Source organism: Nocardioides sp. LS1 (assembly GCF_003865225.1).
In the GTDB taxonomy this organism is placed as follows: domain Bacteria; phylum Actinomycetota; class Actinomycetes; order Propionibacteriales; family Nocardioidaceae; genus Nocardioides; species Nocardioides ginsengisegetis.
The window spans coordinates 872,607-894,850 of the sequence record NZ_BIFF01000002.1; the positions used below are offsets into that span (position 1 = coordinate 872,607).

24 protein-coding genes, 1 tRNA gene and 1 pseudogene are annotated in these 22,244 nt (G+C 71.2%); 9 read left to right on the forward strand and 17 right to left on the reverse strand.

The features are described 5' to 3' along the window. Positions 1–4 precede the first annotated feature (4 nt). Positions 5–1,471, forward strand: a complete 1,467-nt coding sequence (locus tag EJF31_RS09060) for a cation:proton antiporter (protein WP_125036748.1) — start codon at positions 5–7, stop codon at positions 1,469–1,471. 70 nt (positions 1,472–1,541) lie between these two features. Then, positions 1,542–1,961 (forward strand): phage holin family protein, encoded by a 420-nt coding sequence (locus tag EJF31_RS09065; RefSeq protein WP_125036749.1) that lies wholly within the window; start codon positions 1,542–1,544, stop codon positions 1,959–1,961. 33 nt (positions 1,962–1,994) lie between these two features. On the opposite strand, the gene EJF31_RS09070 is transcribed toward EJF31_RS09065, so the two are convergent. The 4 genes from EJF31_RS09070 to nth are packed head-to-tail and all read right to left on the reverse strand — an operon-like array spanning position 1,995 to position 5,159. After that, positions 1,995–3,170, reverse strand: a complete 1,176-nt coding sequence (locus EJF31_RS09070; RefSeq protein ID WP_125036750.1) for a MarP family serine protease — start codon at positions 3,168–3,170, stop codon at positions 1,995–1,997. Then, complete coding sequence (locus EJF31_RS09075) at positions 3,167–3,871, reverse strand: CoA pyrophosphatase (protein ID WP_221767508.1); 705 nt, start codon at positions 3,869–3,871, stop codon at positions 3,167–3,169. Before EJF31_RS09075 ends, EJF31_RS09070 begins: the two co-directional genes overlap by 4 nt. Beyond that, positions 3,868–4,485 (reverse strand): TlpA disulfide reductase family protein, encoded by a 618-nt coding sequence (locus tag EJF31_RS09080; RefSeq protein ID WP_125036751.1) that lies wholly within the window; start codon positions 4,483–4,485, stop codon positions 3,868–3,870. Before EJF31_RS09080 ends, EJF31_RS09075 begins: the two co-directional genes overlap by 4 nt. Further along, positions 4,482–5,159 carry an endonuclease III gene (gene nth / locus EJF31_RS09085; protein ID WP_125037711.1) on the reverse strand — a complete coding sequence of 226 codons (678 nt, stop codon included), beginning with the start codon at positions 5,157–5,159 and terminating at the stop codon, positions 4,482–4,484. The genes EJF31_RS09080 and nth overlap by 4 nt, the downstream gene beginning before the upstream one ends. Positions 5,160–5,340: 181 nt before the next feature. Here nth and EJF31_RS09090 point away from each other — a divergent pair, with 181 nt between their 5' ends. Further along, positions 5,341–6,018, forward strand: a complete 678-nt coding sequence (locus EJF31_RS09090) for a Crp/Fnr family transcriptional regulator (RefSeq protein ID WP_125036752.1) — start codon at positions 5,341–5,343, stop codon at positions 6,016–6,018. Positions 6,019–6,059: 41 nt separating this feature from the next. Here EJF31_RS09090 and EJF31_RS09095 read toward each other — a convergent pair whose 3' ends face one another. The 7 genes from EJF31_RS09095 to EJF31_RS09120 all read right to left on the reverse strand — a co-directional run bounded on the left by EJF31_RS09095 (position 6,060) and on the right by EJF31_RS09120 (position 10,874). Further along, positions 6,060–6,977 carry a DUF559 domain-containing protein gene (locus EJF31_RS09095; RefSeq protein WP_125036753.1) on the reverse strand — a complete coding sequence of 306 codons (918 nt, stop codon included), beginning with the start codon at positions 6,975–6,977 and terminating at the stop codon, positions 6,060–6,062. 165 nt (positions 6,978–7,142) lie between these two features. Continuing rightward, entirely contained in the window at positions 7,143–7,946 is an 804-nt protein-coding gene (locus EJF31_RS09100) for an MBL fold metallo-hydrolase (protein WP_125036754.1), read from the reverse strand. After that, positions 7,943–8,788, reverse strand: a complete 846-nt coding sequence (locus EJF31_RS09105) for an NUDIX domain-containing protein (protein ID WP_125036755.1) — start codon at positions 8,786–8,788, stop codon at positions 7,943–7,945. The genes EJF31_RS09100 and EJF31_RS09105 overlap by 4 nt, the downstream gene beginning before the upstream one ends. Positions 8,789–8,795: 7 nt before the next feature. Beyond that, positions 8,796–9,254 (reverse strand): RidA family protein, encoded by a 459-nt coding sequence (locus tag EJF31_RS09110; protein WP_125036756.1) that lies wholly within the window; start codon positions 9,252–9,254, stop codon positions 8,796–8,798. 5 nt (positions 9,255–9,259) lie between these two features. Further along, positions 9,260–9,418, reverse strand: coding sequence for a DUF4177 domain-containing protein (locus EJF31_RS21810; RefSeq protein ID WP_167880347.1), 159 nt, complete (start codon positions 9,416–9,418; stop codon positions 9,260–9,262). 53 nt (positions 9,419–9,471) lie between these two features. Then, positions 9,472–10,104 carry a 3-oxoacid CoA-transferase subunit B gene (locus EJF31_RS09115; protein WP_125036757.1) on the reverse strand — a complete coding sequence of 211 codons (633 nt, stop codon included), beginning with the start codon at positions 10,102–10,104 and terminating at the stop codon, positions 9,472–9,474. Further along, on the reverse strand, positions 10,101–10,874 hold the full coding sequence (locus EJF31_RS09120) for a CoA transferase subunit A (RefSeq protein ID WP_125036758.1): 774 nt from the start codon (positions 10,872–10,874) through the stop codon (positions 10,101–10,103). The genes EJF31_RS09115 and EJF31_RS09120 overlap by 4 nt, the downstream gene beginning before the upstream one ends. Before the next feature lie 95 nt (positions 10,875–10,969). On the opposite strand from EJF31_RS09120, the gene EJF31_RS09125 reads away from it, so the two are divergent. Continuing rightward, on the forward strand, positions 10,970–11,977 hold the full coding sequence (locus EJF31_RS09125) for an ArsA-related P-loop ATPase (protein WP_373994717.1): 1,008 nt from the start codon (positions 10,970–10,972) through the stop codon (positions 11,975–11,977). Next, positions 11,974–13,161: an ArsA-related P-loop ATPase gene (locus EJF31_RS09130; protein ID WP_125036760.1), complete on the forward strand. Its 1,188-nt coding sequence runs from the start codon at positions 11,974–11,976 to the stop codon at positions 13,159–13,161. The genes EJF31_RS09125 and EJF31_RS09130 overlap by 4 nt, the downstream gene beginning before the upstream one ends. Positions 13,162–13,196: 35 nt before the next feature. Here EJF31_RS09130 and EJF31_RS09135 read toward each other — a convergent pair whose 3' ends face one another. Continuing rightward, the gene (locus tag EJF31_RS09135) at positions 13,197–13,502 is read right to left on the reverse strand and encodes a WhiB family transcriptional regulator (protein ID WP_182541618.1); all 306 of its coding nucleotides are present in this window, start codon (positions 13,500–13,502) and stop codon (positions 13,197–13,199) included. Positions 13,503–13,697: 195 nt separating this feature from the next. On the opposite strand from EJF31_RS09135, the gene EJF31_RS09140 reads away from it, so the two are divergent. Next, positions 13,698–16,067 carry a penicillin-binding protein gene (locus tag EJF31_RS09140; RefSeq protein ID WP_125036762.1) on the forward strand — a complete coding sequence of 790 codons (2,370 nt, stop codon included), beginning with the start codon at positions 13,698–13,700 and terminating at the stop codon, positions 16,065–16,067. Between the two features lie 15 nt (positions 16,068–16,082). Here the strand turns inward: EJF31_RS09140 and EJF31_RS09145 are convergent, their stop codons facing one another. After that, positions 16,083–16,541 (reverse strand): GatB/YqeY domain-containing protein, encoded by a 459-nt coding sequence (locus EJF31_RS09145; protein ID WP_185736181.1) that lies wholly within the window; start codon positions 16,539–16,541, stop codon positions 16,083–16,085. 27 nt (positions 16,542–16,568) lie between these two features. On the opposite strand from EJF31_RS09145, the gene EJF31_RS09150 reads away from it, so the two are divergent. Both EJF31_RS09150 and EJF31_RS09155 read left to right on the forward strand, forming a co-directional pair. Continuing rightward, complete coding sequence (locus tag EJF31_RS09150; RefSeq protein ID WP_125036764.1) at positions 16,569–17,504, forward strand: metallophosphoesterase; 936 nt, start codon at positions 16,569–16,571, stop codon at positions 17,502–17,504. Between the two features lie 99 nt (positions 17,505–17,603). Then, positions 17,604–17,678: transfer RNA gene (locus EJF31_RS09155), tRNA-Pro, on the forward strand. 61 nt (positions 17,679–17,739) lie between these two features. On the opposite strand, the gene EJF31_RS22110 is transcribed toward EJF31_RS09155, so the two are convergent. Both EJF31_RS22110 and EJF31_RS22545 read right to left on the reverse strand, forming a co-directional pair. Further along, positions 17,740–18,408, reverse strand: coding sequence for an integrase core domain-containing protein (locus tag EJF31_RS22110; protein WP_260430729.1), 669 nt, complete (start codon positions 18,406–18,408; stop codon positions 17,740–17,742). A 254-nt stretch (positions 18,409–18,662) separates the two neighbouring features. Next, positions 18,663–19,004 (reverse strand): annotated as a pseudogene (locus tag EJF31_RS22545) (helix-turn-helix domain-containing protein); the annotation flags it as partial. A 151-nt stretch (positions 19,005–19,155) separates the two neighbouring features. On the opposite strand from EJF31_RS22545, the gene EJF31_RS09165 reads away from it, so the two are divergent. Then, the gene (locus EJF31_RS09165) at positions 19,156–19,854 is read left to right on the forward strand and encodes a hypothetical protein (protein ID WP_125036765.1); all 699 of its coding nucleotides are present in this window, start codon (positions 19,156–19,158) and stop codon (positions 19,852–19,854) included. A 33-nt stretch (positions 19,855–19,887) separates the two neighbouring features. Here EJF31_RS09165 and EJF31_RS09170 read toward each other — a convergent pair whose 3' ends face one another. Next, positions 19,888–20,940 carry an aspartate-semialdehyde dehydrogenase gene (locus EJF31_RS09170; protein ID WP_125036766.1) on the reverse strand — a complete coding sequence of 351 codons (1,053 nt, stop codon included), beginning with the start codon at positions 20,938–20,940 and terminating at the stop codon, positions 19,888–19,890. Between the two features lie 2 nt (positions 20,941–20,942). Then, positions 20,943–22,217, reverse strand: a complete 1,275-nt coding sequence (locus tag EJF31_RS09175; protein WP_125036767.1) for an aspartate kinase — start codon at positions 22,215–22,217, stop codon at positions 20,943–20,945. Positions 22,218–22,244 lie beyond the last annotated feature (27 nt).

Consider the following 22,244-nt stretch of genomic DNA (forward strand, 5'->3'; position numbering starts at 1 on the left):
CTCGATGACCGACACCGCCGACTTCGCCAGCCAGGTCCTGCTCGTCGCCGGGGTCGGGCTCCTGGCCCTGCTCTCCAACCGGCTGACGGAGCGGACCAAGGTCCCGGCCCCGCTGCTGGTCCTCGTCGCCGCGGCGGTCGCCGTCCAGGCCGTCCCGGCCGTGCACCAGCCGCCGGAGCGGACGGTCGAACGCCTGGTCAGCCTGGCGCTGGTCTGCATCCTGTTCAACGGCGGGATGCACATGGGCGCGCGCCGGGTCCGTGAGGCGGCGGTCCCGATCCTGGTCGTCGGCGTGCTCGGCACGTTCCTGACGGCCGGCGCGATCGCCGTCTTCATCCACATGGCCGTCGGGCTCGACTGGTTCCCGTCGATGCTGGTCGCGACCGCGATCTCCCCGACCGACCCGGCCGTCGTGTTCTCGGTGCTCGGCCAGCGCGAGGTCTCCGGCCGCAGCGGCACCATCCTCGAGGGCGAGTCCGGCGCCAACGACCCGGTCGGCATCGCCCTGATGGCCAGCCTGATCACGGCCGGGGGCATCAGCGGCGGGGCGTTCGTCCACATTGCCGCCGAGTTCTCCCTGCAGATGGGCGTCGGCGCGCTGGTCGGCGTGGGCGGTGGCCGGGCGCTGCTGTGGTTCATGCGCGCGGTGCCGCTGCCCAGCGAGGGCCTCTACGCGCTGCGCACGGCCGCCGGCGTCCTGGTCCTGTACGGCGCAGCCACCCTCGCGCACGGCTCCGGGTTCCTCGCGGTGTTCGTCGCCGGCATCCTGCTCGGGGACGCGAGGGCGCCGTACAAGCGGGAGATCGAGCGGTTCCACTCCGCGCTCGCCAGCCTGGGCGAGATCGTCGCGTTCGTCGTGCTCGGACTGACCGTCGACCTGGCCGAGCTCACCCGCCTCGACGTGTGGGTCCCGGGCGTCGCGATCGCCGCCGTGCTGGCCTTCGTGGTCCGGCCGGTGTTCGTCGGCCTGTGCCTGCTGCCCGCCCGGATGGAGCGCAACGAGCTGGCCTTCGTGCTGTTCGCGGGGCTCAAGGGAGCGGTCCCGATCCTGCTCGGCTCGTTCATCCTGGCCGACCACGTGCCCGGCGCCGAGCGGCTCTACGCGATCGTCGTCGTGGTCGTGCTCTTCTCCGTGCTCGTCCAGGGCAGCCTGGTGCCGTCGGTGGCCGGCTGGCTGCACCTGCCGATGCGGACCGCCGAGCCGCAGCCCTGGGCCCTGGGCGTGCGCCTCGCCGACGAGCCCGAGAGCGCCCACCAGCTCACCGTCACCCCGGGCTCACCGGCCGACGGGCGGCGCATCGACGACCTCGACTGCCTGCCCGAGGACGCCTGGGTCAGCCTGGTCGTGCGCGACGGCCGCCTGCTGCCCGTGCGGGGCGACAGCGAGCTGCGCGCGGGCGACGTCGTCCTGGTGATCGCCGACCCCGGTGAGGCGGACGCGTTGACCGCGACGTTCACCGCGCGCGCCTGAGACTGACCTCCGTCGAGCTGTTGGGTAGGGTCTGGCCTGCAAGCCATCCGGCCGAGACGAGGGACACACGTTGAGCAACGAACCGGTCAAGGCAGCCACGCCCCAGGCAGGCGACCCGACCATCGGTCGTCTGGTCACCGACGCCAGCCGCGACATCTCCACCCTGATCTCCAAGGAGATCGAGCTGGCCAAGTCCGAGCTCAAGGTGAGCGTCCGCAACGGCGGCCTCGGCGTCGGCCTGTTCGCGGCGGCCGGGTTCCTGGCCGTGCTCGCGGTCATCATGCTCTCGGTGGCGATCGCCTACTTCATCAACTGGAACGGCCACGGCCTGGCCCTGCACTGGGCCTTCCTGATCGTCTTCGGCTTCTACCTGCTCCTCGCCGGCCTGCTGGTCTTCGTGGGCGTGAAGAAGCTCAAGAAGGTCGGCCCGCCGGAGAAGGCGATCGAGCAGGGCCGGCAGATCCCCGCCGCCCTGAAGGGCCGTTCCTGAGCCCCAGCTCGGGTCTCGACACGCCGGCTCCGCTCAGCTGGCGCAGTCGCCGGTCGACACCTCGGTGTCGCTGGCCTTCCCGGCCTCGGCACTCTTGGCGACCTGGTCGGCCGTCAGCGCATAGCCGGTCTGGGAGTCGGTGACGGAGGCGGCGAAGACCACGCCGACCACGTCGCCGGCCGAGGACACGATCGGCCCGCCCGAGTTGCCGGGGCGGACGAGCCCGCGCAGCGAGAACACCTCGCGGATCACGGTGCCGTCGCCGTAGATGTTGGGCGAGCGGAGCCGCTGCTCGGAGCGGATCCGGCCGGCCTCCACGTCGTACGGCCCGTCCTGGGGGTAGCCCAGGATCGCCACGCCCTCGCGCTCCTTGGCGGTGGTGTCGAAGGACAGCGGCGAGACGCCGCCGTCGTCGAAGGACAGCACGGCCACGTCGATGTCGGGGTTGTAGTAGACGACCTGAGCGGGCACGGCGCCATCGCTCGTCTCGACCTCGGGGTGGCGGACGCCGGCCACGACGTGGGCGTTGGTCATCAGGCGGTTGTCGGCGTAGAGGAAGCCGCTGCCCTCGACCCCACGCCCGCAGACGTTGGTGCCGCGCACCTTGAGCACGCTGGGCCCGGCGTTCTCGACGTCGGGGTCCTTGAGCAGCCGCTGGGGGCCGGGGCCGACCTCGACGATGCGCTCGGGGGCGAACGGCTCGAGGTAGCGGGGGAAGAAGCTGGTGCCCACGACGTTGTTGAAGGCCTGGAGCACGCCGCCCGCCGACGAGGGCAGCGCCCGGTCGACCTCGGCGAGCACCACCGAGTTGCGGACCAGCGGCGTGATGCCGCCGATGCGCGTGCCGGACACGGCGACACCCAGCGCCCAGGCGACGAGCAGCACGGCGACCGCCGACAGCGCGGCACCGCCCACGGCGTCGATCGCCCGGATCGGCTGCCAGGTGATCCGGTCGCGGATCTTGGCGCCGACGAACTGCAGCACCGCCTGGCCGAGCGAGGCGGACAGGATCACGATGAACAGCGCCCCGAGGGAGACCAGCAGGGACGGCGTGGCGTTGCCGAGGGCGACCGGGGCCAGCCACACGCCGAAGAGGCCGCCGAGCAGCAGGCCCCCGGTGGCGAACGCGCCGGTCACGAAACCCTGCCAGTAGCCCGAGAGGGCGTAGGCCAGGACGAGCACGACCAACAACCAGTCGAGCAGGTTCACCGGCGATCCTCGAATCTGGTGTTGGGCTTGAAGTCCCGTCTCGGGGGATCACCCTGCAGCATGTAGCCCGGAAGGTCACGGACGGGGGCGTCCTCGATCTCCCGTGTCCAGCCGAGGAACTCGAAGAGCCGGGCGATGATGCCGGCGGTGAAGCCCCAGAGGATGACGTCCTTGTCCTCCCCGATCAGGAAGCCCGGACCGACCCAGCCACCGGGGTGGCGTACGACGATCCGGTGCGTCGGGTCGACCAGCTCGCTGATCGGCACGCGGTAGACGGCGTGCACCTCGTCGGGGTCGACGACCCGGACCTCGGTGGGCTCGCGCCACCACCCCAGCACCGGCGTGACCGCGAAGTTGCTCGGCGGCAGCCACAGCTCGGGCAGGTCGGCGAAGACCTCCACCCCGTCGGGGTCGAGCCCGGTCTCCTCCCAGGCCTCCCGCAGGGCCGCCTCGACCGGGGTCTCCCCCTCGTCGATCGTGCCGCCCGGGAAGGACACCTGCCCGGGGTGGGAGCGCATGTGGTGGGCGCGCTCGGTCAGCAGCAGGTCGGGGCCCCGCTGCCCCTCGCCGAAGAGCATCAGCACCGCGCCGTAGCGGCCGTCGTGGTCGTCGGGCGGCATGAAGCGCGTCAGGTCGTGGACCGTGATCGACGCGGCGGCCGCCTCGACCGGCCGCAGCCAGTCCGGGAGCGCGGGGCTCACAGGTCGATCCCGAGGTGCTCGTGGACGAGGTCCACCAGCTCCTGCTCCGAGGAGACGCCGCCGGCCCCGACGTACGCGAGCGAGCCGTCAGCTGCGACGAACGCGAGGTAGGGCAGGCCGCGGACCCGCGGGAACGCGCCGTTGCCGTTGAGGTCGCCGCCCGGGTCGGCCACGAGCGGGTAGGTGACACCGGTCTTCTTCACCAGCTCGAGCGCGGCCTCGGGCTGGACGTCCTGGTAGTCGATGCCGACGACCGCCACCTGGTCACCATGGTCGGCGTAGAACGCCTGCAGGGCGGGCATCTCCTCGCGGCACGGCCCGCAGAAGGCCTGCCAGAGGTTGACCACCATCGGACCCTTGAGCGAGGACAGGTCCACGTCGTGCCCGCCGCCCAGGCAGGGCAGGGTCAGCGCGGGGAGGCCTCCGTCGACCGCCGTGGCACCGCCGTCGGCGCAGGGCTCGACGCCCGCGGCCTTGCGCATGTCGCGCAGCGTGGGGGTGTCGACGTCGACACTGGACGCACTCGGGCTCGTCGTGGCCTTCTCGGGCGCGGTGCAGCCCGCCAGGACCACCAGCCCGGCGACCATGAGCAGCGCCGTCAGGGTCCGCCTCATGCGCGGCCCTCGGTCTTCACGAGCCTGGCCGCCGCGACCGGGTCGACCGGTCCCTCGCCGTAGGCCGGGCACCAGCGGGCGACCGGACAGGCCCCGCACGCGGGGTTGCGGGCGTGGCAGATCCGGCGGCCGTGCCAGATCAGGTGGTGGCTGAGCATCGTCCAGTCCCGCTTGGGGAACAGCTCGCCGATCGCGTGCTCGACCTTCACGGGGTCGGTCTCCGCGGTCCAGCCGAAGCGGCGCGCGAGGCGGCCGAAGTGGGTGTCGACGGTGATGCCGGGGACGTCGAAGGCGTTGCCGAGCACCACGTTGGCGGTCTTGCGGCCCACCCCCGGCAGCGTCACGAGGTCCTCGAGCCGGCCAGGCACCTGCCCGTCGTACCGCTCGACGAGGGCCTGGCTGAGCTTGAGCAGCGACTCGGTCTTGGCCCGGAAGAAGCCGAGCGGGCCCACGATCTGCTCGAGCTTGTCCCGCTCGGCGGCCGCCATCGACTCGGGGTCGGGGTAGGCCGCGAAGAGCGTCGGCCGGACGGCATTGACCCGCTTGTCGGTCGTCTGGGCGGACAGGACGGTGACCACGAGCAGCTCGAAGGGGTTGTCGAAGTCGAGCTCGCAGCGTGCGTCGGGGTAGGTATCGGCCAGCACCCGGTCGATCTTCCGGGCGCGGCGGACCATCCCGGTCCTGGTTTCGGCGGCGGGCACGAGCCCCAGCGTACGGCGGACCACCGACCCCCCGGTCAGGTGCTCCGGACCGTCCCGAGACCGACTTCCCGCACGCGGTTGTTCCTGTGACCTATTGCACTGGCTAGGATCAGCCCGGCGCCCGTGTGGGGCGGCACCGTCACAAGGAGGATCCGTGGACAACGACGTACTGCGTCAGGCGCCGCTGTTCAGCGCGCTGGACGACGAGGCTGCCACCGCCCTGCGGTCGTCCATGACCGAGAGCCGGCTGCGTCGCGGCGACGTGCTGTTCCACGAGGGCGACTCCGGCGACAAGTTGTACGTCGTCCTCGACGGCAAGGTGAAGCTGGGCCGCACGTCCTCCGACGGCCGCGAGAACCTCCTCGCGATCCTCGGCCCCGGCCAGATGTTCGGCGAGCTCTCGCTCTTCGACCCGGGCCCGCGCTCGGCCACCGTCACCGCCGTCACCGACGCGTCCTTCGCCTCGCTCTCCCACGAGGACCTCCTCCGCTGGCTCGAGGGCCGTCCCGTCGTGGCGCGTGGCCTCCTCGCCCAGCTGGCCGGCCGCCTGCGCAAGGCCAACGACGTCGTCGCCGACCTGGTCTTCTCCGACGTACCCGGCCGCGTGGCCAAGGCGCTGCTCGACCTCGCCGACCGCTTCGGCCGCACCGCCGACGACGGCGTCCACGTCCACCACGACCTCACGCAGGAGGAGCTCGCCCAGCTGGTCGGCGCCTCCCGCGAGACCGTCAACAAGGCGCTGGCCGACTTCGCGTCGCGCGGCTGGCTGCGCCTCGAGCCGCGCTCGGTCGTGATCATGGACGTCGAGCGACTGGCCCGCCGCGCCCGCTGAGTCGAATCGGGACTTCTCGTCACTCGAGTCGGTAGTTCCGGTCACCACCTCCGGGTGGTGTACGACGACCGCAGTGCCTCGCTGACCAGCTGGAGCCAGTGGGTCAGTGCGTCCCCGGTGAAGTCACCGGCACGTACGACGATGACGGTCCACCCGTGGGCGCGCAGCCAGGCGCGACGGCGCTCGTCGTACTCGCGCTGGTCGCTGCCCTCGTGCGCCTCCTCGCCGTCGTACTCCACCGCCACCCGCGCGCGGCGATAGGCGAAGTCGAGCCGGAACGTGGGCACGCCGTCGACCTCGATCCACACTTGCGGCTCGGGCAGGGCGAGCCCGGCCTCGGCGATCTCGAGGAACACCCAGGCCTCCCGCTGCGACTCGATCCGCGGGTCGACCAGCGCCGCCAGCCGCCGTGCCTGGATCACCCCCCGCCGGCGGCCGTAGCGTCGCGCCAGCTCCCGGAGGAGCTCGGCCCGGGTCAGTCCGTGCTCGTGCGCCAGGGCGACCATCGCGCCGAAGGCCTCACGGCGCCGCAGGCAGCAGCCGAGGTCAAGCGCGGTGCGCAACGGGGTGGTGACGCGGAGACCGTGGACTGTCATCACGTCGTCCGGCGCGAGGTCCCGGGTCCGACCGTCTACGCCGGGCAGCGACGTCGGCTCGTGCCAGCGCAACGCGCACACCTCGACCTGGAGCGGGACGTCGTGCTCGGCGAAGGAGTGGACGTCGACACCGTGCAGCCATGCGGCCGTGCGGTCGGTGACGACGTGATGGGGCGTGACGACCTGGGCGACCGCCGCCACCCGCAGCTCCAGCGTGTCCGGCACATCCGAGCGGAGGTAGACGCCTCGTAGGGGCGAGCTGAGCTCACCGCGGCGCAGTCCCCGGCGTACGTCCGAGGGCCGGAGCCCCCGCTCCCGCAGCGCTGCGAGGGTGAACGGGTGGGCGGGCCAGATGCTCTCCATCCGACGACCTTCGGCGTCGAGCGGGTCCTCGCGCGTCCGTCCTCCCCCGGTCTGTGGTGACCCACGTGTCGAGGTCCACCTGTGGACGGCTCATGGCCCGTCGACGGCCACAGATTCCGACTCGCCTGACGGGAAGTACCGACTCGAGTGACGGAAAGTCCCGATTCAACCTTGGAGGTGGGCCAGCTGGGCTCGCACGGACAGCTCGGCCGCGCCCCACAGCACGGGGTCGACGTCCTGGTAGACGATCTCGACCACGCGTCGGGGCAGCTCGTCGTCGGTGAGCGACTCGTCGCCGCCCGTCGCCCGCAGTGTCCCGACGGCGGCCTCGACCTGCGCCAGCCGCTCCCGGCGGTGCGCGATGTAGTAGTCGAGCGCGCCGAGGGCGTCGTCGATGACCGGCCCGTGGCCGGGCCAGATGGCGGCGAGCTCGTGCTCGGCGGCCAGCGCGTGGAGCCGGTCGAGCGAGTCGAGGTAGGCGCCGAGCCGACCGTCGGGGTGCGCCACGACCGTGGTGCCGCGGCCCAGCACCGTGTCGCCGGTGAGGACCACCCGCTCGGCCGGCAGCAGGAACGACAGCGAGTCGGCCGTGTGTCCGGGCGTGCCGACGACGTGCACCTCGAGGCCGTCGAGCGCGACGACGTCACCGTCGGCCAGGCCCTCGGAGCCGAGCCGGTAGGCCGGGTCCAGGGCGCGCACCCCGCAGCCCATCCGCTCGGCGAACTCGCGGGCCGCCTCGGAGTGGTCGGCGTGGTGGTGGGTGAGCAGCACCAGGCCGACCTCGCCGGCGACATCGGCCACCGCGTCGAGGTGGGACAGGATCGAGGGCCCTGGGTCGACCACGATCGAGCGCCGGGCGTCGGGCTCCCGCAGCACCCACGTGTTGGTGCCGTCGAGGGTCATCATGTCGGCGTTGGGCGCCAGGACGCACGCGCCCCGCTCGCCGAACGTCCCCCCGGACCAGGTCATCGCGAGGCCAGCAACCCGGCGCACCGCTCCGGCACGGACAGCACGAACTCCTCGCCTTCCGGGACCACCTCGGGCATGAACATCTCGACCCCCCGACCGGACGCCTCCGCGAGCACTCCCGCGGGCTCGGCGAACTGCCCCACCTCCAGGCAGGTGAGGTACGTCGGCGGCATCATGAACATGTCGCCGGACTCCACCGCGGAGACGGCCGACATGGCCGGCAGCCACGTGACCGACGACGACTCCGAGGAGACGTCCCGGGTCACCTGACCCTCGGGCAGCAGCGCGGTGAAGAACCACGTGCGGTAGCGCTTCGGCTCGAAGACGGGCGTCAGCCAGCCGGCCCAGACGCCGAGCAGGTCGGTGCGTAGCACCAGTCCGCGTCGGTCCAGGAACTCGGTGAACGCCAGCTCCCGGGCCTCCAGCGCGAGGCGGTCGGCCTCCCAGTCCTCACCGGTGGTGTCGGCGACGATCTCGTCGGCGGTGCCGGCCAGCAGCACCCCGGACTCCTCGAAGGTCTCGCGGACCGCGGCACAGACCAGCGCCCGTGCCTTCGGCTCGTCGACCCCCAGCCGCCCCGCCCACTCCGCAGGCGTCGGGCCGGCCCAGGCGACCGAGTGGTCGAAGTCGCGCGGGTCGACGCCGCCGCCGGGGAAGACGCACATGCCCGCGGCGAACGCCATCGACGCCTGCCGGCGCAGCAGGTAGACCGAGGGCCCCTCGGGCGAGGGTCGGAGCAGGACCACGGTCGCGGCGTCGCGCGGCTCGGCGGGCGTCGCCGTCCCGTCGGCGTACGCCGCGGCCTGGTCGACGAGCTGCTGCGGGAGCGGGATGCGCTGCACGGGTCGCTCAGACCTCGACCATGATCTCGACCTCGACCGGGGCGTCGAGCGGCAGGACCGGGACGCCGACCGCCGAGCGGGCGTGGACGCCGGCGTCGCCGAAGGCCGCGCCGAACAGCTCCGACGCTCCGTTGGCGACCTGCGGCTGGCCGGTGAAGTCCGGCGTGGACGCGACGAAGGCGACGACCTTGACGATCCGCTTGACGAGCGACAGGTCGCCGATCTCGGCCTTCACGGCGGCGATCGCGTTGAGCGCGCACTGCTGGGCGCAGGCGACGGCCTCCTCCTGGGTGACCTCGCCGCCGACCTTGCCGGTGACCATGAGCTCGCCCGACTTCATCGGCAGCTGGCCGGAGGTGAAGACGTAGTTGCCGCTGCGGACGGCGGGCACGTAGACCGCGACCGGCTTGGCCACCTCGGGCACGGACAGGCCGATCGCGGCCAGGCGCTCCTCGGGAGTGCTCATGGTGTTCACCCTTCCAGCGGACGCTTGAAGTAGCCGACGAGGTTCTCGGGGTTCATGCCCGGCGCGATCTGCACCAGCTCCCACCCGTCGGAGCCGAAGTTGTCGAGGATCTGCTTCGCGGCGTGCGTCAGGATCGGCGCCGTCAGGTACTCCCATTTGGTCATGCCCGGCACCCTACTCGGGCGCTCCGAGCGGTCCGGCAGGCCTCCTGCAGGCCTCAGGCGAGCTCGGGCTCGGTCTTCTCCCGGACCTCGTCCTCGGTGACGCCGGGGGCCAGCTCGACGAGCTTGAGGCCACCGCCGTCGGGGAGTACGTCGATCACCGCGAGGTCGGTGATGATCCGCTCGACGACCGCGCGGCCGGTGTAGGGCAGCGAGCACTCGTTGACGATCTTGTAGGTGCCGTCCTTGGCCACGTGCTCCATCAGCACGATCACCCGCTTGGCGCCGTGGACCAGGTCCATCGCGCCGCCCATGCCCTTGACCATCTTGCCGGGGATCATCCAGTTGGCGATGTCGCCGGCGGCCGAGACCTGCATGGCGCCCAGGATCGCGGCATCGATCTTGCCGCCGCGGATCATCCCGAACGACGTGGCCGAGTCGAAGAACGAGGCCCCGCGACGCAGCGTGACGGTCTCCTTGCCGGCGTTGATCAGGTCGGCGTCCTCCTCGCCCTCGACCGGGTAGGCACCCACGCCGAGGATGCCGTTCTCGGACTGCAGCACCAGCTCCACGTCGTCGGCGACGTAGTTGGGCACCAGCGTCGGCAGCCCGATGCCGAGGTTGACGTAGGAGCCGTCGGTCAGCTCCGAGGCCGCCCGGGCGGCCATCTCCTCACGGGTCCAGCTCATGCCTGCTCCTCGGTCCGGGGTCGCACGGTGCGCTTCTCGATCCGCTTGTCGGCGGCCTGCTCGGGGGTCAGCGCGACCACCCGCTGCACGAAGACGCCGGGGGTGTGCACGTGGTTGGGGTCGAGCTCGCCGGGCTCGACGAGCTCCTCGACCTCCGCAATCGTGACCCGACCGCACATCGCGGCGAGCGGGTTGAAGTTGCGCGCGGAGTCGCGGTAGACGAGGTTGCCGTGGCGGTCGCCCTTCCAGGCCCGCACCAGTCCGAAGTCGGCCACGATGGCCTCCTCCAGGACGTACTCACGACCCCCGAAGTCACGGGTCTCCTTCGGCGGGGAGGACACGATCACGTTGCCGTCGGCGTCGTACTTCCACGGCAGGCCGCCCTCGGCGACCTGGGTGCCGCCGCCGGTCGCGGTGAAGAACGCCGGGATGCCCGAGCCGCCGGCCCGCATCCGCTCGGCCAGCGTCCCCTGCGGGGTGAGCTCGACCTCGAGCTCGCCGTGGAGGTACTGCCGCGCGAACTCCTTGTTCTCCCCGACGTAGGAGGAGACCATCCGGCGCAGCCGCTTGGCCATCAGCAGCCGGCCCAGCCCCCAGTCGTCGACGCCGCAGTTGTTCGACACCGCCTCGAGGTCACTCGCGCCGCTGTCGAGGATCGCCTCGATCAGCACCGACGGAATCCCGCAGAGCCCGAAGCCGCCGACCGAGAGCGTCGATCCGCTCGCGATGTCGGCGACCGCCTCGGCAGCACTGCCCACGACCTTGTCCACGCCGGTTCCTCCCTGTTCGACTCCGGCGATCCTAGTCATGACGCCGGTCACTCCCGTATGGCTGCCACTCACACTCCAGACGGCGACCGCCTACGCTGCGACACATGTCCGACTGGCCGAAGGTGCGCCTCCACGTCGTCACGGGCAAGGGCGGGACCGGCAAGTCCACCGTCGCCGCTGCCCTCGCCCTGGCCCTGGCCTCCCACGGCAGGAACGTGCTGCTGTGCGAGGTCGAGGGGCGCCAGGGCATCGCCCGGATGTTCGACGTCGACCCCCTGCCCTACGAGGAGCGCCGCCTCGCGACCGGCCTCAAGGGCCCCGACGGGACCCCCGGCACCGTGCACGCGCTGCACATCGACGCCGAGTCGGCGCTGCTGGAGTACCTCTCGATGTACTACAAGCTCGGCCGGGCCGGTCGGGCCCTGGACCGCTTCGGCGTCATCGAGTTCGCCACCACGATCGCTCCCGGCGTGCGCGACGTGCTGCTGACCGGCAAGGTCTTCGAGGCCGCCCAGCGCAACAGCCGCAACAAGAAGGCGATCCAGTACGACGCCGTCGTGCTGGACGCGCCGCCGACCGGCCGGATCACGCAGTTCCTCAACGTCAACAACGAGCTGGCCGGGCTCGCGAAGGTCGGACCCGTCAAGAGCCAGGCCGACACCGTCATGACGCTCTTCCGCTCCGCCCGCACCGCCGTCCACCTCGTGACGGTCCTGGAGGAGATGCCGGTCCAGGAGACCTCCGACGGCATCGACGAGCTGCGCCGGGCGGGGCTCCCCGTCGGCGGGGTGGTGGTCAACCTGGTCCGGCCGCGCGACCTCGACGCCGACGACCTCGCGGCGGCACGCGAGGGCCGGATCGACGCCGACCAGGTCCGCGCCGACCTCAAGCAGGCCGGCGTCGAGGACGGCGACGACCTCGTCGAGGGGCTGCTGTCGGAGGCGGCCGACCACGCCGAGCGCCGGTCCCTGGAGGACACGCAGCGCGAGATCGTGGCGGGTCTCGGAGTTCCGTCGTACGAGCTCCCCCGCCTGGCGGGTGGCGTCGACCTCGGCGCGCTCTACGAGCTCGCCGCCGAGCTGAGGAAGCAGGGCATGGCATGAACACCCCGACGAGCCACGCCCACGCGCGCCGCGGCCCCCAGTCCGACTCGCGGGCCGGCCACCTCGACGTCGACGCGCTCCTCGACGACCCGCACACCGGGATCATCGTGTGCTGCGGGTCCGGCGGGGTCGGCAAGACCACGACGTCCGCAGCCCTGGCCCTGCGCGCGGCCGAGCGCGGCCGCAAGGTCGTGGTGCTGACCATCGACCCGGCCCGGCGGCTCGCGCAGTCGATGGGGATCGAGGCGCTCGACAACACCCCCCGCCCCGTGGTCGGCGTCGACGCCGCGGGCGGCGGCGCGCTCGACGCGATGATGCTGGACATGAAGCGTACCTTCGACGAGGTGGTGGAGAGCCAGGCCACCCCGGAGAAGGCGAAGCAGATCCTGGAGAACCCCTTCTACATCGCGTTGTCGAGCTCGTTCGCGGGCACGCAGGAGTACATGGCGATGGAGAAGCTCGGCCAGATCCACCAGGAGGCCCAGCGCACCGGCACCTACGACCTGATCGTCGTCGACACCCCGCCGTCGCGCTCGGCCCTGGACTTCCTCGATGCGCCCGAGCGGCTCTCCAGCTTCCTGGACGGCAAGTTCATCCGGCTGCTGCTGGCGCCGGCACGCGGACCGGCCAAGGTGATGACGGCGGGGCTGAGCCTGATCACCAACGCGCTCACCAAGATCCTCGGGGCGCAGGTGCTGCGGGACATGCAGACCTTCGTGGCGGCCTTCGACACCCTCTTCGGCGGCTTCCGCCAGCGGGCCCAGAAGACCTTCGAGCTGCTGCAGGCCGACGGCACGGCGTTCCTGGTGGTGGCCGCACCCGAGCCGGACGCGCTGCGCGAGGCGGCGTACTTCGTCGAGCGCCTGAGCGAGGACGGCATGCCGCTGGCCGGGCTGGTGGTCAACCGCGCCAGCCCCGAGCCGGAGGGTGCCCTGTCGGCCGACGAGGCGATGGCGGCGTCCGCGCGGCTCCGCAAGGCGGAGGAGGGCTCGCTGACGGCCGGCCTGCTGCGGCTGCACGCCGACCAGACCCGGATGGTCGAGCGCGAGGCGTTGCTGCGCGACCGGTTCGCCGCGGCCCACCCGGAGGTGCCCACGGCGGTGGTGCCGGCGCTCGCCGGAGACGTGCACGACCTGTCGGGGCTGCGCCGCGTGGGCGCACTCCTGGCAGGCGAGCAGGCCTGAGACGAAACGCCCCGCGTCACCGCGGGGCGAGCCCGTCAGACGTGCAGCGCGCCGGACTTGGCGGTGACCGGGCTGCCCTGCTCGCGGGCGGCCTCGAGGACCGCTCGCCACGAGGCAGCCGGGCGGCGGCGGAGAAGTGCCCGGCGCTCGCGCTCGGTCATCCCTCCCCAGACGCCCCACTCGATCTGGTTGTCGAGCGCCTCAGCGAGGCACTCGGTGCGCACGGGGCAACCCGCGCACAGCTGCTTGGCCTTGTTCTGCTCCGCACCACGCACGAACAGCTGGTCCGGCTGCGCCTGGCGGCACGCAGCGGCCGGCGTCCAATCTTCTACCCACATGATGATGTCCCCACATCGTCCGGGATCGGTTCACGTCCCCATGACGTGCGATCCGGGAGAGTCCCCTCAAGTAAAGAAGTTATGTGAGACGCGACAAGACAGGCAGACCTCTTCGACTCAATTGTCGTAGTCCGAAGTGACTAGTTCGATGTGATCACGACTAGGTTGGGGCTCCGGCGCTCCCGTAGTCTGGAGCGCATGTCCGTGCCCCGCAACGAGCGACTCTCCGCCGGCCGCGTCGCCTCCCACCTCGGCGTCATGCTCGCCGTCGCCGTCGTGATGGGCGTCGTCGTGGCCGGGCTGGCGATCCCGTTCGCGGGCGTGATCGGGATCGGGGCCCGCAACGTCGCGACGACGATGGACGCGCTGCCGGCCGAGCTGAAGACCGAGGCGCTGGCCCAGAAGACGCGCATCGTCGACTCCCAGGGCAACGTGATCGCCTCGCTCTACGACGAGAACCGCATCAACGTCCCGCTCGACCAGATCTCGCGGACCATGGTCAAGGCGATCGTCGCCATCGAGGACTACCGCTTCTACCAGCACGGCGCCCTCGACCTGAAGGGCACGCTGCGCGCCCTCATCACCAACCAGGCCAGCAGCGGCGTGGTCCAGGGTGGCTCCTCGATCACCCAGCAGATGGTCAAGCTGACGCTGCTGAGCCAGGCGAAGACCAAGAAGGAGATGAAGGCGGCGACCGACGACACCTACGCGCGCAAGCTGCGCGAGCTGCGCTACGCCATCGCCTTCGAGCAGCACTACTCCAAGGACTGGATCCTCGAGCGCTACCTCAACATCGCCTACTTCGGCGACGGCGCCTACGGCATCCAGGCCGCCGCCCGGCACTACTTCGACGTCAACGCCAAGGACCTCAACCTCCGGCAGTCCGCCGTCCTGGCCGGCCTGGTGAAGAACCCCACCGGCTATGACCCGACCAACTCCCCCGACCGGGCCATCGAGCGCCGCAACGTCGTGCTCGACCGGATGGCCGAGCTCAACGTGATCAGCCACGAGAAGGCCGCCAAGACCAAGAAGCAGAAGCTCGGCCTGCACGTGGTCGCGTCCAAGAACGGCTGCGTCTTCTCGCGGGCGCCGTTCTTCTGCGACTACGTCGTCAACCGGCTCCTCCACGACCCCTCGCTGGGTCGCTCGGTCAAGGACCGCAAGAGCCTGCTCTACTCCGGCGGCCTGACCATCCGCACCACCGTCGACCTGCGCGACCAGGACGCCGCCGACGCGTCGGTCCGCGCCCACGTCTTCCCGACCGACCAGGCCATCGGCGCGCTCGCCATGATCGAGCCCGGCACCGGCGACGTGAAGGCGATCTCCCAGTCCCGCCCGATGGGCGGGGACCGCAAGGCCGGCCAGACCTACCTCAACTACGTCGTCCCGCAGAAGTACGGCGACTCCGCCGGCTTCCAGGCCGGCTCGACGTTCAAGGCCTTCGTGCTGGCGGCCGCCATCAACCAGGGCATCCCGCTGTCCAAGACCTTCAACGCCCAGCACACGATGACCTTCAACCAGGCCGACTACGCCAACTGCCCGGGCGAGCCGCCGTTCGCCGGCACCTTCGACGTCAGCAACTCCACCATCGACGGCGTCATGGACGTCTACCGCGGCACCCAGAAGTCGGTCAACACGTTCTACCTCCAGCTCGAGGCGCTCACCGGCGTGTGCGAGCCGTTCAAGCTGGCCCGCGAGATGGGCGTCGACCTGACCGACCCCAAGGGCGACCAGTACGGCAACGGCGCCGAGCGCGTGCCGACCTTCACCCTCGGCGTCGACAACGCCAGCCCGCTGGAGATGGCCGAGGCCTATGCGACCTTCGGCGCGCGCGGCCTCCACTGCGATGCCCGCCCGATCACCGCGATCGAGGACTCCGGCGGCAACACCATCAAGGAGTTCCCGAGCCAGTGCCAGCAGGTGATGCCGCAGAGCACCGCTGACGCGGTCAGCGACGTCCTGCGCGGCGTGCAGGAGCCGGGCGGCTTCGGCTACGACCTCGGCCACACCAACCTGAGCGTGCCGTCGGCGGCCAAGACCGGAACGTCCCAGGACGGCAAGTCGGTGTGGTTCGTGGGCTACACCCCGCACATCGCGACCGCGGGCATGATCGCCGGCGCCGACCAGCTCGGCCGGCCGCTCAAGCTCGCCGGACAGTACGTCGGCGGCAACTACGTCTACACCGCCACCGGCTCAGGCTTCGCCGGCCCGATGTGGGCCGAGGCCATGCACGTCGTGGACGACACCCTGCCCAACGACGACTTCGTCCAGCCCTCGCCCGACGACGTCGCCGGCGTCATGGCCACGGTGCCCGACGTCAACGGCTACGACATCGGCTCGGCCGAGGCCGCCATCGAGGCCGCCGGGTTCACCTACGTCCTGGGCGGCTACCGCCCCTCGACGTACTCCAAGGACACCGTCGCCTACACCTACCCGACAGGCGGTTCGGAGTCGAGCAGCGGCGAGACCGTGACGATCTACCAGTCGACCGGCAACCCGCCGCCACCGCCGAGACCCCCGGGCCACCACCACGGCGGAGGCGGCAAGCACGGCGGCAAGCACCGCTGAGTCGCTCGGGCCGCCTCAGGCGAGCTGGCGGCGGACCTCCGCGGCAACCGCGCCGCCGTCGGCTCGGCCCTTGACCTGCGGGGTGACGACGCCCATCACCTTGCCCATCGCCTTCATGCCCTCACCGGCCGCGCCGACCTGGGCGATCGCGGCGGTGACCAGGGTGGCGATGTCGTCGGCGGAGAGCTGCTCGGGCAGGTAGTCAGCGATCACCGCGGCCTCGGCCTTCTCCTTGGCCGCCATCTCGGCGCGGCCACCCTCCTCGAAGGCGGTGGCCGCCTCGCGGCGCTTCTTGCCCTCGCTGGACAGCACGCCGATGACGTCGTCGTCGCTGAGCTCGCGGGCCTCCTTGCCGGCGACCTCGGCGTTGGTGATCGCGGTCAGGACCATCCGCAGCGTGGAGGAGCGCACCTCGTCGCGCGCCTTGATGGCGGCGGTCAGGTCGGCGCGGAGACGGTCCTTCAGAGCACTCATGGACGTCATTGTGGCAGCCTTGCCGAGGTGAGCCCCTCCCCCGCCCTGCGCACCCTCCGCGGCCTCGCCGCCGCCGGCGCGGTCGCGGGCGCCGGCCTCACGACGTACGCCGCGTGGGAGGCGCGTGCCTACACGCTGCGGCACGTCTCGGTCCCGCTGCTCCCACCGGGCCATCGGCCGCTGCGCGTGCTCCACCTCAGCGACGTGCACATGACGCCCGGCCAGACCCGCAAGCAGGAGTGGCTGCGGGGCCTGTCTCGCCTGGAGCCCGACCTGGTCGTCAACACCGGCGACAACCTCGCCCACATGGCGTCCGTGCCGGTGGTCCGCGACTCGCTCGGGCCGCTGCTCGACCTGCCGGGCGTGTTCGTGTTCGGGTCCAACGACTACTTCGCGCCCAGCCTGCGCAACCCGCTGCGCTACCTGCTGCCCGACGACGGCAAGCGCAACACCCACACCCCCCAGCTGCCGTGGCGCGAGCTCCGCTCGACGTTCTCCGACGCCGGCTGGCTCGACCTGACCAACCGGCACGGCGCCCTCGAGGTGGCGGGCACGACGTTCGCGTTCGCCGGCGTCGACGACCCGCACCTCGACTACGACCGGCTCGAGGAGGTGCGCGGACCGGCCGACCCCGCCGCCGACGTACGCCTCGCGGTCGCCCACGCGCCCTACCTGCGGGTCCTGGACGCCTTCGCCGCCGACGGCTACGACGCGATCATCGCCGGGCACACCCACGGCGGCCAGGTCTGCCTGCCGGGGGTCGGCGCCCTGACCACCAACTGCGACCTCGAGCCCGCCCGTGCCAAGGGCCTGCACCGCCACCCGGCCGACTCCCGCGACGGCGACCCGGGGTCGACCTGGCTGCACGTGTCGGCCGGTCTGGGCACCAGCCCCTACGCCCGGATCCGGGTCGCCTGCCGCCCCGAGGCGACGCTCCTGACGCTCACGCCGCGGCGGTCCTGAGCCCCTCCCTCCCCAGGGATTGGGCCGATTTCAAGAGCCCGTCCGTGCTCGGGTATGCTCCCTTGCTCGTGGGCGGATCGAGTCGATCCGGTCCATGTTCGGGCTGTGGCGCAGCTTGGTAGCGCGCCTCGTTCGGGACGAGGAGGGCCGCAGGTTCAAATCCTGTCAGCCCGACAGTGTGATGTCTCAGGACATCGAGGACACCCGAACCCACGGAAGTGGGTTCGGGTGTTCGTCATTTCGGGGTTCGTGGCTGGTAGTCCCTGTTGGGGTCGATGGTCAGTTCGCGGAGGAGTTCGCCGGTGATGGCGTGGACGACCCTGACGTCCAGGTCCTGGACGAGCAGGATGACGTGGGTTCCCTTGTGGGTTCGTCCGACTCCGATGTGGCGCATTTGGCCGGCGACGCGCAGGGTGACGGTGCCTGACTTGTCGACGCGGTCGTGGCGGATCCGGTCGTGGGTGTCGGGGGCGCGGCTGGGGCCTGGCAGGGCCTTGGGCGTCGAGTCGTAGAGCGTTGCCGGGGTGGCCCGGTGCGGTAGCGATCGGTGCGGGCGGCGATGGTTGTATTCGGCGACGAATCGGTCGAGTAGCGCCTGCAGTTCGGCGATGGTCGAGGGCTGCACGGGCTGGGCGCGTAGCCATTTCTTCATGGTCTGCTGGAAGCGTTCGACCTTGCCGCAGGTGGTGGGGTGGCTGGGGCGAGAGTTCTTCTGGACCACGTGCCAGTCACGTAGTTGCTGCTCGAAGCTGTTTCGGCCTCCTTGGCGGCCGATGCCGGCGAGGCGGACGGTGTAGACCATTCCGTTGTCGGTGAGCGTTGACGCGGGGATGCCGTGCTGACCTGCGGCTTTTCGGAAGCTGGCCTTGACGATCGGGGTCGTGATCGCCCGATGCGCGGACACGTGCAGGGCGTAGCGGTGCTGCAGTCGTCGAGCCAGGTGATGATCTCGACGCCCGTGGGGAAGGCGTGGGTGTCGGTCAGCGGGTAGTGGGTGAAGTCGGACTGCCAGGTCTGGTTCGGCATCGCTGCTTCGAACCGGATGTAGGACGACTTCGGCTTCTTCTTCGGCTCCGGGGTGACCGCGCCATGGCGGGTCAGGATCCGGTGGACGGTGGCTCGGGACACGGTGACGCGGTGGTGCTGGAGGAGGTGCCACACGAGCGTGTCGGCGCCGGCGTCGTGACCCTCATCGAGGAGCTCCTTGCGCAGTCGCAGGATCAGCTCGATGGTCTCGGCTGGGGTTGCGTTGGGCGAGGTCTTGGGGCGCCGTGATCGGGGTTCGAAGGCGGCCTCGCCCTCGTCCTGGTAGCGGGTCAGGAGTTCGTAGATCCAGGAGCGGGCCATGCCGTAGGTGGCGGCCACTTCGGCGACTGGTCGCTTCTCGACGGTGACGGCGGTGATGACCAGGCGGGCCTTCGACATGACGGGAGGATCTCGACAGGTGTCATGACACCTGCCCGGTCGCGGGGGTGTCGTGTCCGGGATGTCGTGAGACATGTGTCCGGTATGTCCTGAGCCAGCACACTGTCAGCCCGACAGCAGGTCTCTCCCGAGGCCGTCAGGGGCCGGATCCACCAGGATCCGGCCCCTGACGCATTTCCGGGACGGTCGCACCGCGACGGCGGGAGCATCTGGCAAACTCACGGCCATGGCTGAAGAGGATCAGGGAAACGGCGGACCGTCGCTGGAGCTGCCCTCGCTGGGGTTCGGCCGCCGGCGGCGCAGGAAGTCCGCACCCGCTGACGCACCGCCCGAACCCCACGACGAGACGCCCACCACGATCTTCGAGAGCGAGCCCGAGCCGGAGCCCGAGCCCGAGCCCGCACCCGAGCCCGCACCCGAGCCCGCTCCGGTACCCGCCCCCGCGCCAGCTCCGGCGACCGCCTCGATGCCTGCCCCGGAGCCGGAGCCCGAGCCGGGCGCCCGTCGCGCCCGCACGCCCCGCCCGCCCCGCCGCAGCCTGCCCGCCGTCGGCGGGATGACCGCCGCGGTCCTCACCGGCCTCCTGGTCGGCGTGATCACCGTCGGGCTGACCTGGGGCTCCCTGCACCTCTGCGAGGTCGCCAAGGGCACCTCGTCGTGCGGCGGCCCCGGCTTCCTGCTGCTCCTCGCGATCATGATCGCGATGGTCTTCCTGGGCTCGCTGCTGCTGCGGGCGTTCGGGGTGACCGACCCCGGGAGCACCAGCTTCCTGGCCGTCGGCCTGCTGGCCGTCCTGGCGCTGCTGTTCCTCGTCGACGTGCTCTTCAACTGGTGGATGATCATCGTCATCCCGCTGTTCTCGGTGCTCACCTTCGCCCTCGCCCACTGGGTGACGACGGCCTTCATCGAGCCGGCCGACCTCTGAGGGTCGGGCCGAGGGTCGGGCTGAGGGTCGAGCTCAGCGTCGGGCGATCAGCTCCGCGATCTGCACCGTGTTGAGGGCCGCGCCCTTGCGCAGGTTGTCGTTGGAGATGAACAGCGCCAGCCCGCGGTCGTCGTCGACGCCAGGATCCTGGCGCAGGCGCCCGACGTACGACGGGTCCTGACCGGCCGCCTGGAGCGGCGTGGGGATCTCCGACAGCTCGACGCCGGGGGCGTCGGCCAGCAGCTCGCGCGCGCGGGCGACCGGCATCGGCTGGGCGAACTCGGCGTTGATCGCCAGCGAGTGGCCGGTGAAGACCGGGACGCGCACGCAGATGCCGGAGACCCGCAGGTCGGGGATGCCGAGGATCTTGCGGGACTCGTTGCGGAGCTTCTGCTCCTCGTCGGTCTCGTTGAGGCCGTCGTCGACGATCGAGCCGGCCAGCGGGAGCACGTTGTAGGCGATCGTGCGGGCGTACTTGTCCGGCTCCGGGAACGTCACGGCCTGGCCGTCGTAGGCCAGCTCACGGGCCTTGTCGCCGGCTGCGGCGACCTGTCCGGCGAGCTCCTCCACGCCGGCGACGCCGGAGCCGGAGACGGCCTGGTAGGTCGAGGCGATCAGACGCACGAGGCCGGCCGCGTCGTGCAGCGGCTTGAGGACCGGCATCGCGGCCATCGTCGTGCAGTTGGGGTTGGCGATGATGCCGCGTCCGGCCTCCACCACCCCGGCCATCGCCTCGGGGTTGACCTCGGCGACGACGAGCGGGATCGCGGGGTCCCTGCGGAAGGCACTGGAGTTGTCGATGACGATGACGCCGGCGTCGACGAACTTCTGCGCCAGCGCACGCGACGTGGTCGCACCCGCGGAGAAGAGCGCGATGTCGAGCCCGGTCGGGTCGGCGGTCTCGGCGTCCTCGACGACCACGCTCTGCTCACCACCGGGGCCCGTGAAGGGCAGCACCTTGCCGGCGGACCGGGCGGAGGCGAAGAAGCGGATCTGGTCGACCGGGAAGGCACGCTCCTCGAGGATCTGGCGCATGGCGACGCCGACCTGTCCGGTGGCGCCGACGACGCCGATGTTGATGCCCATGATCAGCGGCCCGTCCCGCCGTAGACGACGGCCTCGACCTCGGTGGAGTCGAGGTCGAAGGCGGTGTGGGTGGCGCGGACGGCGTCGGGGACCTGGGCCTCGTCGACGATCACGGAGATCCGGATCTCGGAGGTGGAGATCATCTCGATGTTGACCCCCGAGGAGGCCAGCGCGGCGAAGAACTTGGCCGTGATGCCCGGGTGCGAGCGCATGCCGGCGCCGATCAGGGAGACCTTGCCGACCTGGTCGTCGTAGAGCAGCTTGTCGTAGCCGACCTCGTCCTGGATGCGCGCCAGCGCTCCCATGGCCGCCTGTCCGTCGGCGCGGGGCAGCGTGAAGGAGATGTCGGTCAGCGCCGTGGCAGCGGCGGAGACGTTCTGGACGACCATGTCGATGTTGACCTCGGTCGCGGCCAGGGCCTCGAAGATGCGGGCGGCCTCGCCGACCTTGTCGGGCACTCCGACCACGGTGATCTTGGCCTCGCTGACGTCGTGCGCGACGCCGGCGATGATCGCCTGCTCCATGTCTTCTTCTCCCTTGTGCGAGTCGGGGACCACCCAGGTGCCTTCCTTCTGCGAGAAGGAGGAGCGCACGTGGATCGGCATGTTGTAGCGGCGGGCGTACTCGACGCACCGCAGGTGGAGGATCTTGGCGCCGGAGGCCGCCATCTCGAGCATCTCCTCGGTGGAGACGCGGTCGAGCTTGCGGGCCGTCGGGACGATCCGGGGGTCGGCGGTGAACACGCCGTCGACGTCGCTGTAGATCTCGCACACGTCCGCGCCGAGGGCGGCCGCGAGCGCGACGGCGGTCGTGTCGGAGGCGCCGCGGCCGAGCGTGGTGATGTCCTTGGTGTCCTGGGAGACGCCCTGGAAGCCGGCCACGATCGCGATCGCGCCGTCCTTGATCGCGGTCTCGATCCGGCCCGGCGTGATGTCGATGATCTTGGCCTTGCCGTGCGCCGAGTCGGTGATCACGCCGGCCTGGGAGCCGGTGAACGACTGCGCCTTGTGGCCCAGCTGGGCGATCGCCATGGCCACCAGGGCCATGGAGATGCGCTCGCCGGCGGTGAGCAGCATGTCCAGCTCGCGCGGCGGCGGGAGCGGGGTCACCTGCTCAGCGAGGTCACGCAGCTCGTCGGTCGTGTCGCCCATCGCGGAGACCACGACGACGACGTCGTTGCCCGCCTTGCGGGTGTTGACGATGCGCTGCGCCACCCGCTTGATGCCGGCGGCGTCGGCGACGGACGAACCGCCGTACTTCTGCACGACAATGCCCACAGCTGGTTCCTCGGAGGTCGATGGCGT

Coding starts and splice junctions, on each gene's coding strand:
- EJF31_RS09060 (WP_125036748.1), top strand. CDS start 5: ATGACCGACACCGCCGACTTCGCCAGCCAGGTCCTGCTCGTCGCCGGG.
- EJF31_RS09080 (WP_125036751.1), bottom strand. CDS start 4,485: ATGAGGCGGACCCTGACGGCGCTGCTCATGGTCGCCGGGCTGGTGGTC.
- nth (WP_125037711.1), bottom strand. CDS start 5,159: ATGGTCCGCCGCGCCCGGAAGATCGACCGGGTGCTGGCCGATACCTAC.
- EJF31_RS09095 (WP_125036753.1), bottom strand. CDS start 6,977: ATGGAGAGCATCTGGCCCGCCCACCCGTTCACCCTCGCAGCGCTGCGG.
- EJF31_RS09100 (WP_125036754.1), bottom strand. CDS start 7,946: ATGACCTGGTCCGGGGGGACGTTCGGCGAGCGGGGCGCGTGCGTCCTG.
- EJF31_RS09110 (WP_125036756.1), bottom strand. CDS start 9,254: ATGAGCACTCCCGAGGAGCGCCTGGCCGCGATCGGCCTGTCCGTGCCC.
- EJF31_RS21810 (WP_167880347.1), bottom strand. CDS start 9,418: ATGACCAAATGGGAGTACCTGACGGCGCCGATCCTGACGCACGCCGCG.
- EJF31_RS09115 (WP_125036757.1), bottom strand. CDS start 10,104: ATGAGCTGGACCCGTGAGGAGATGGCCGCCCGGGCGGCCTCGGAGCTG.
- EJF31_RS09130 (WP_125036760.1), top strand. CDS start 11,974: ATGAACACCCCGACGAGCCACGCCCACGCGCGCCGCGGCCCCCAGTCC.
- EJF31_RS09140 (WP_125036762.1), top strand. CDS start 13,698: ATGTCCGTGCCCCGCAACGAGCGACTCTCCGCCGGCCGCGTCGCCTCC.
- EJF31_RS09145 (WP_185736181.1), bottom strand. CDS start 16,541: ATGAGTGCTCTGAAGGACCGTCTCCGCGCCGACCTGACCGCCGCCATC.
- EJF31_RS09165 (WP_125036765.1), top strand. CDS start 19,156: ATGGCTGAAGAGGATCAGGGAAACGGCGGACCGTCGCTGGAGCTGCCC.
- EJF31_RS09170 (WP_125036766.1), bottom strand. CDS start 20,940: ATGGGCATCAACATCGGCGTCGTCGGCGCCACCGGACAGGTCGGCGTC.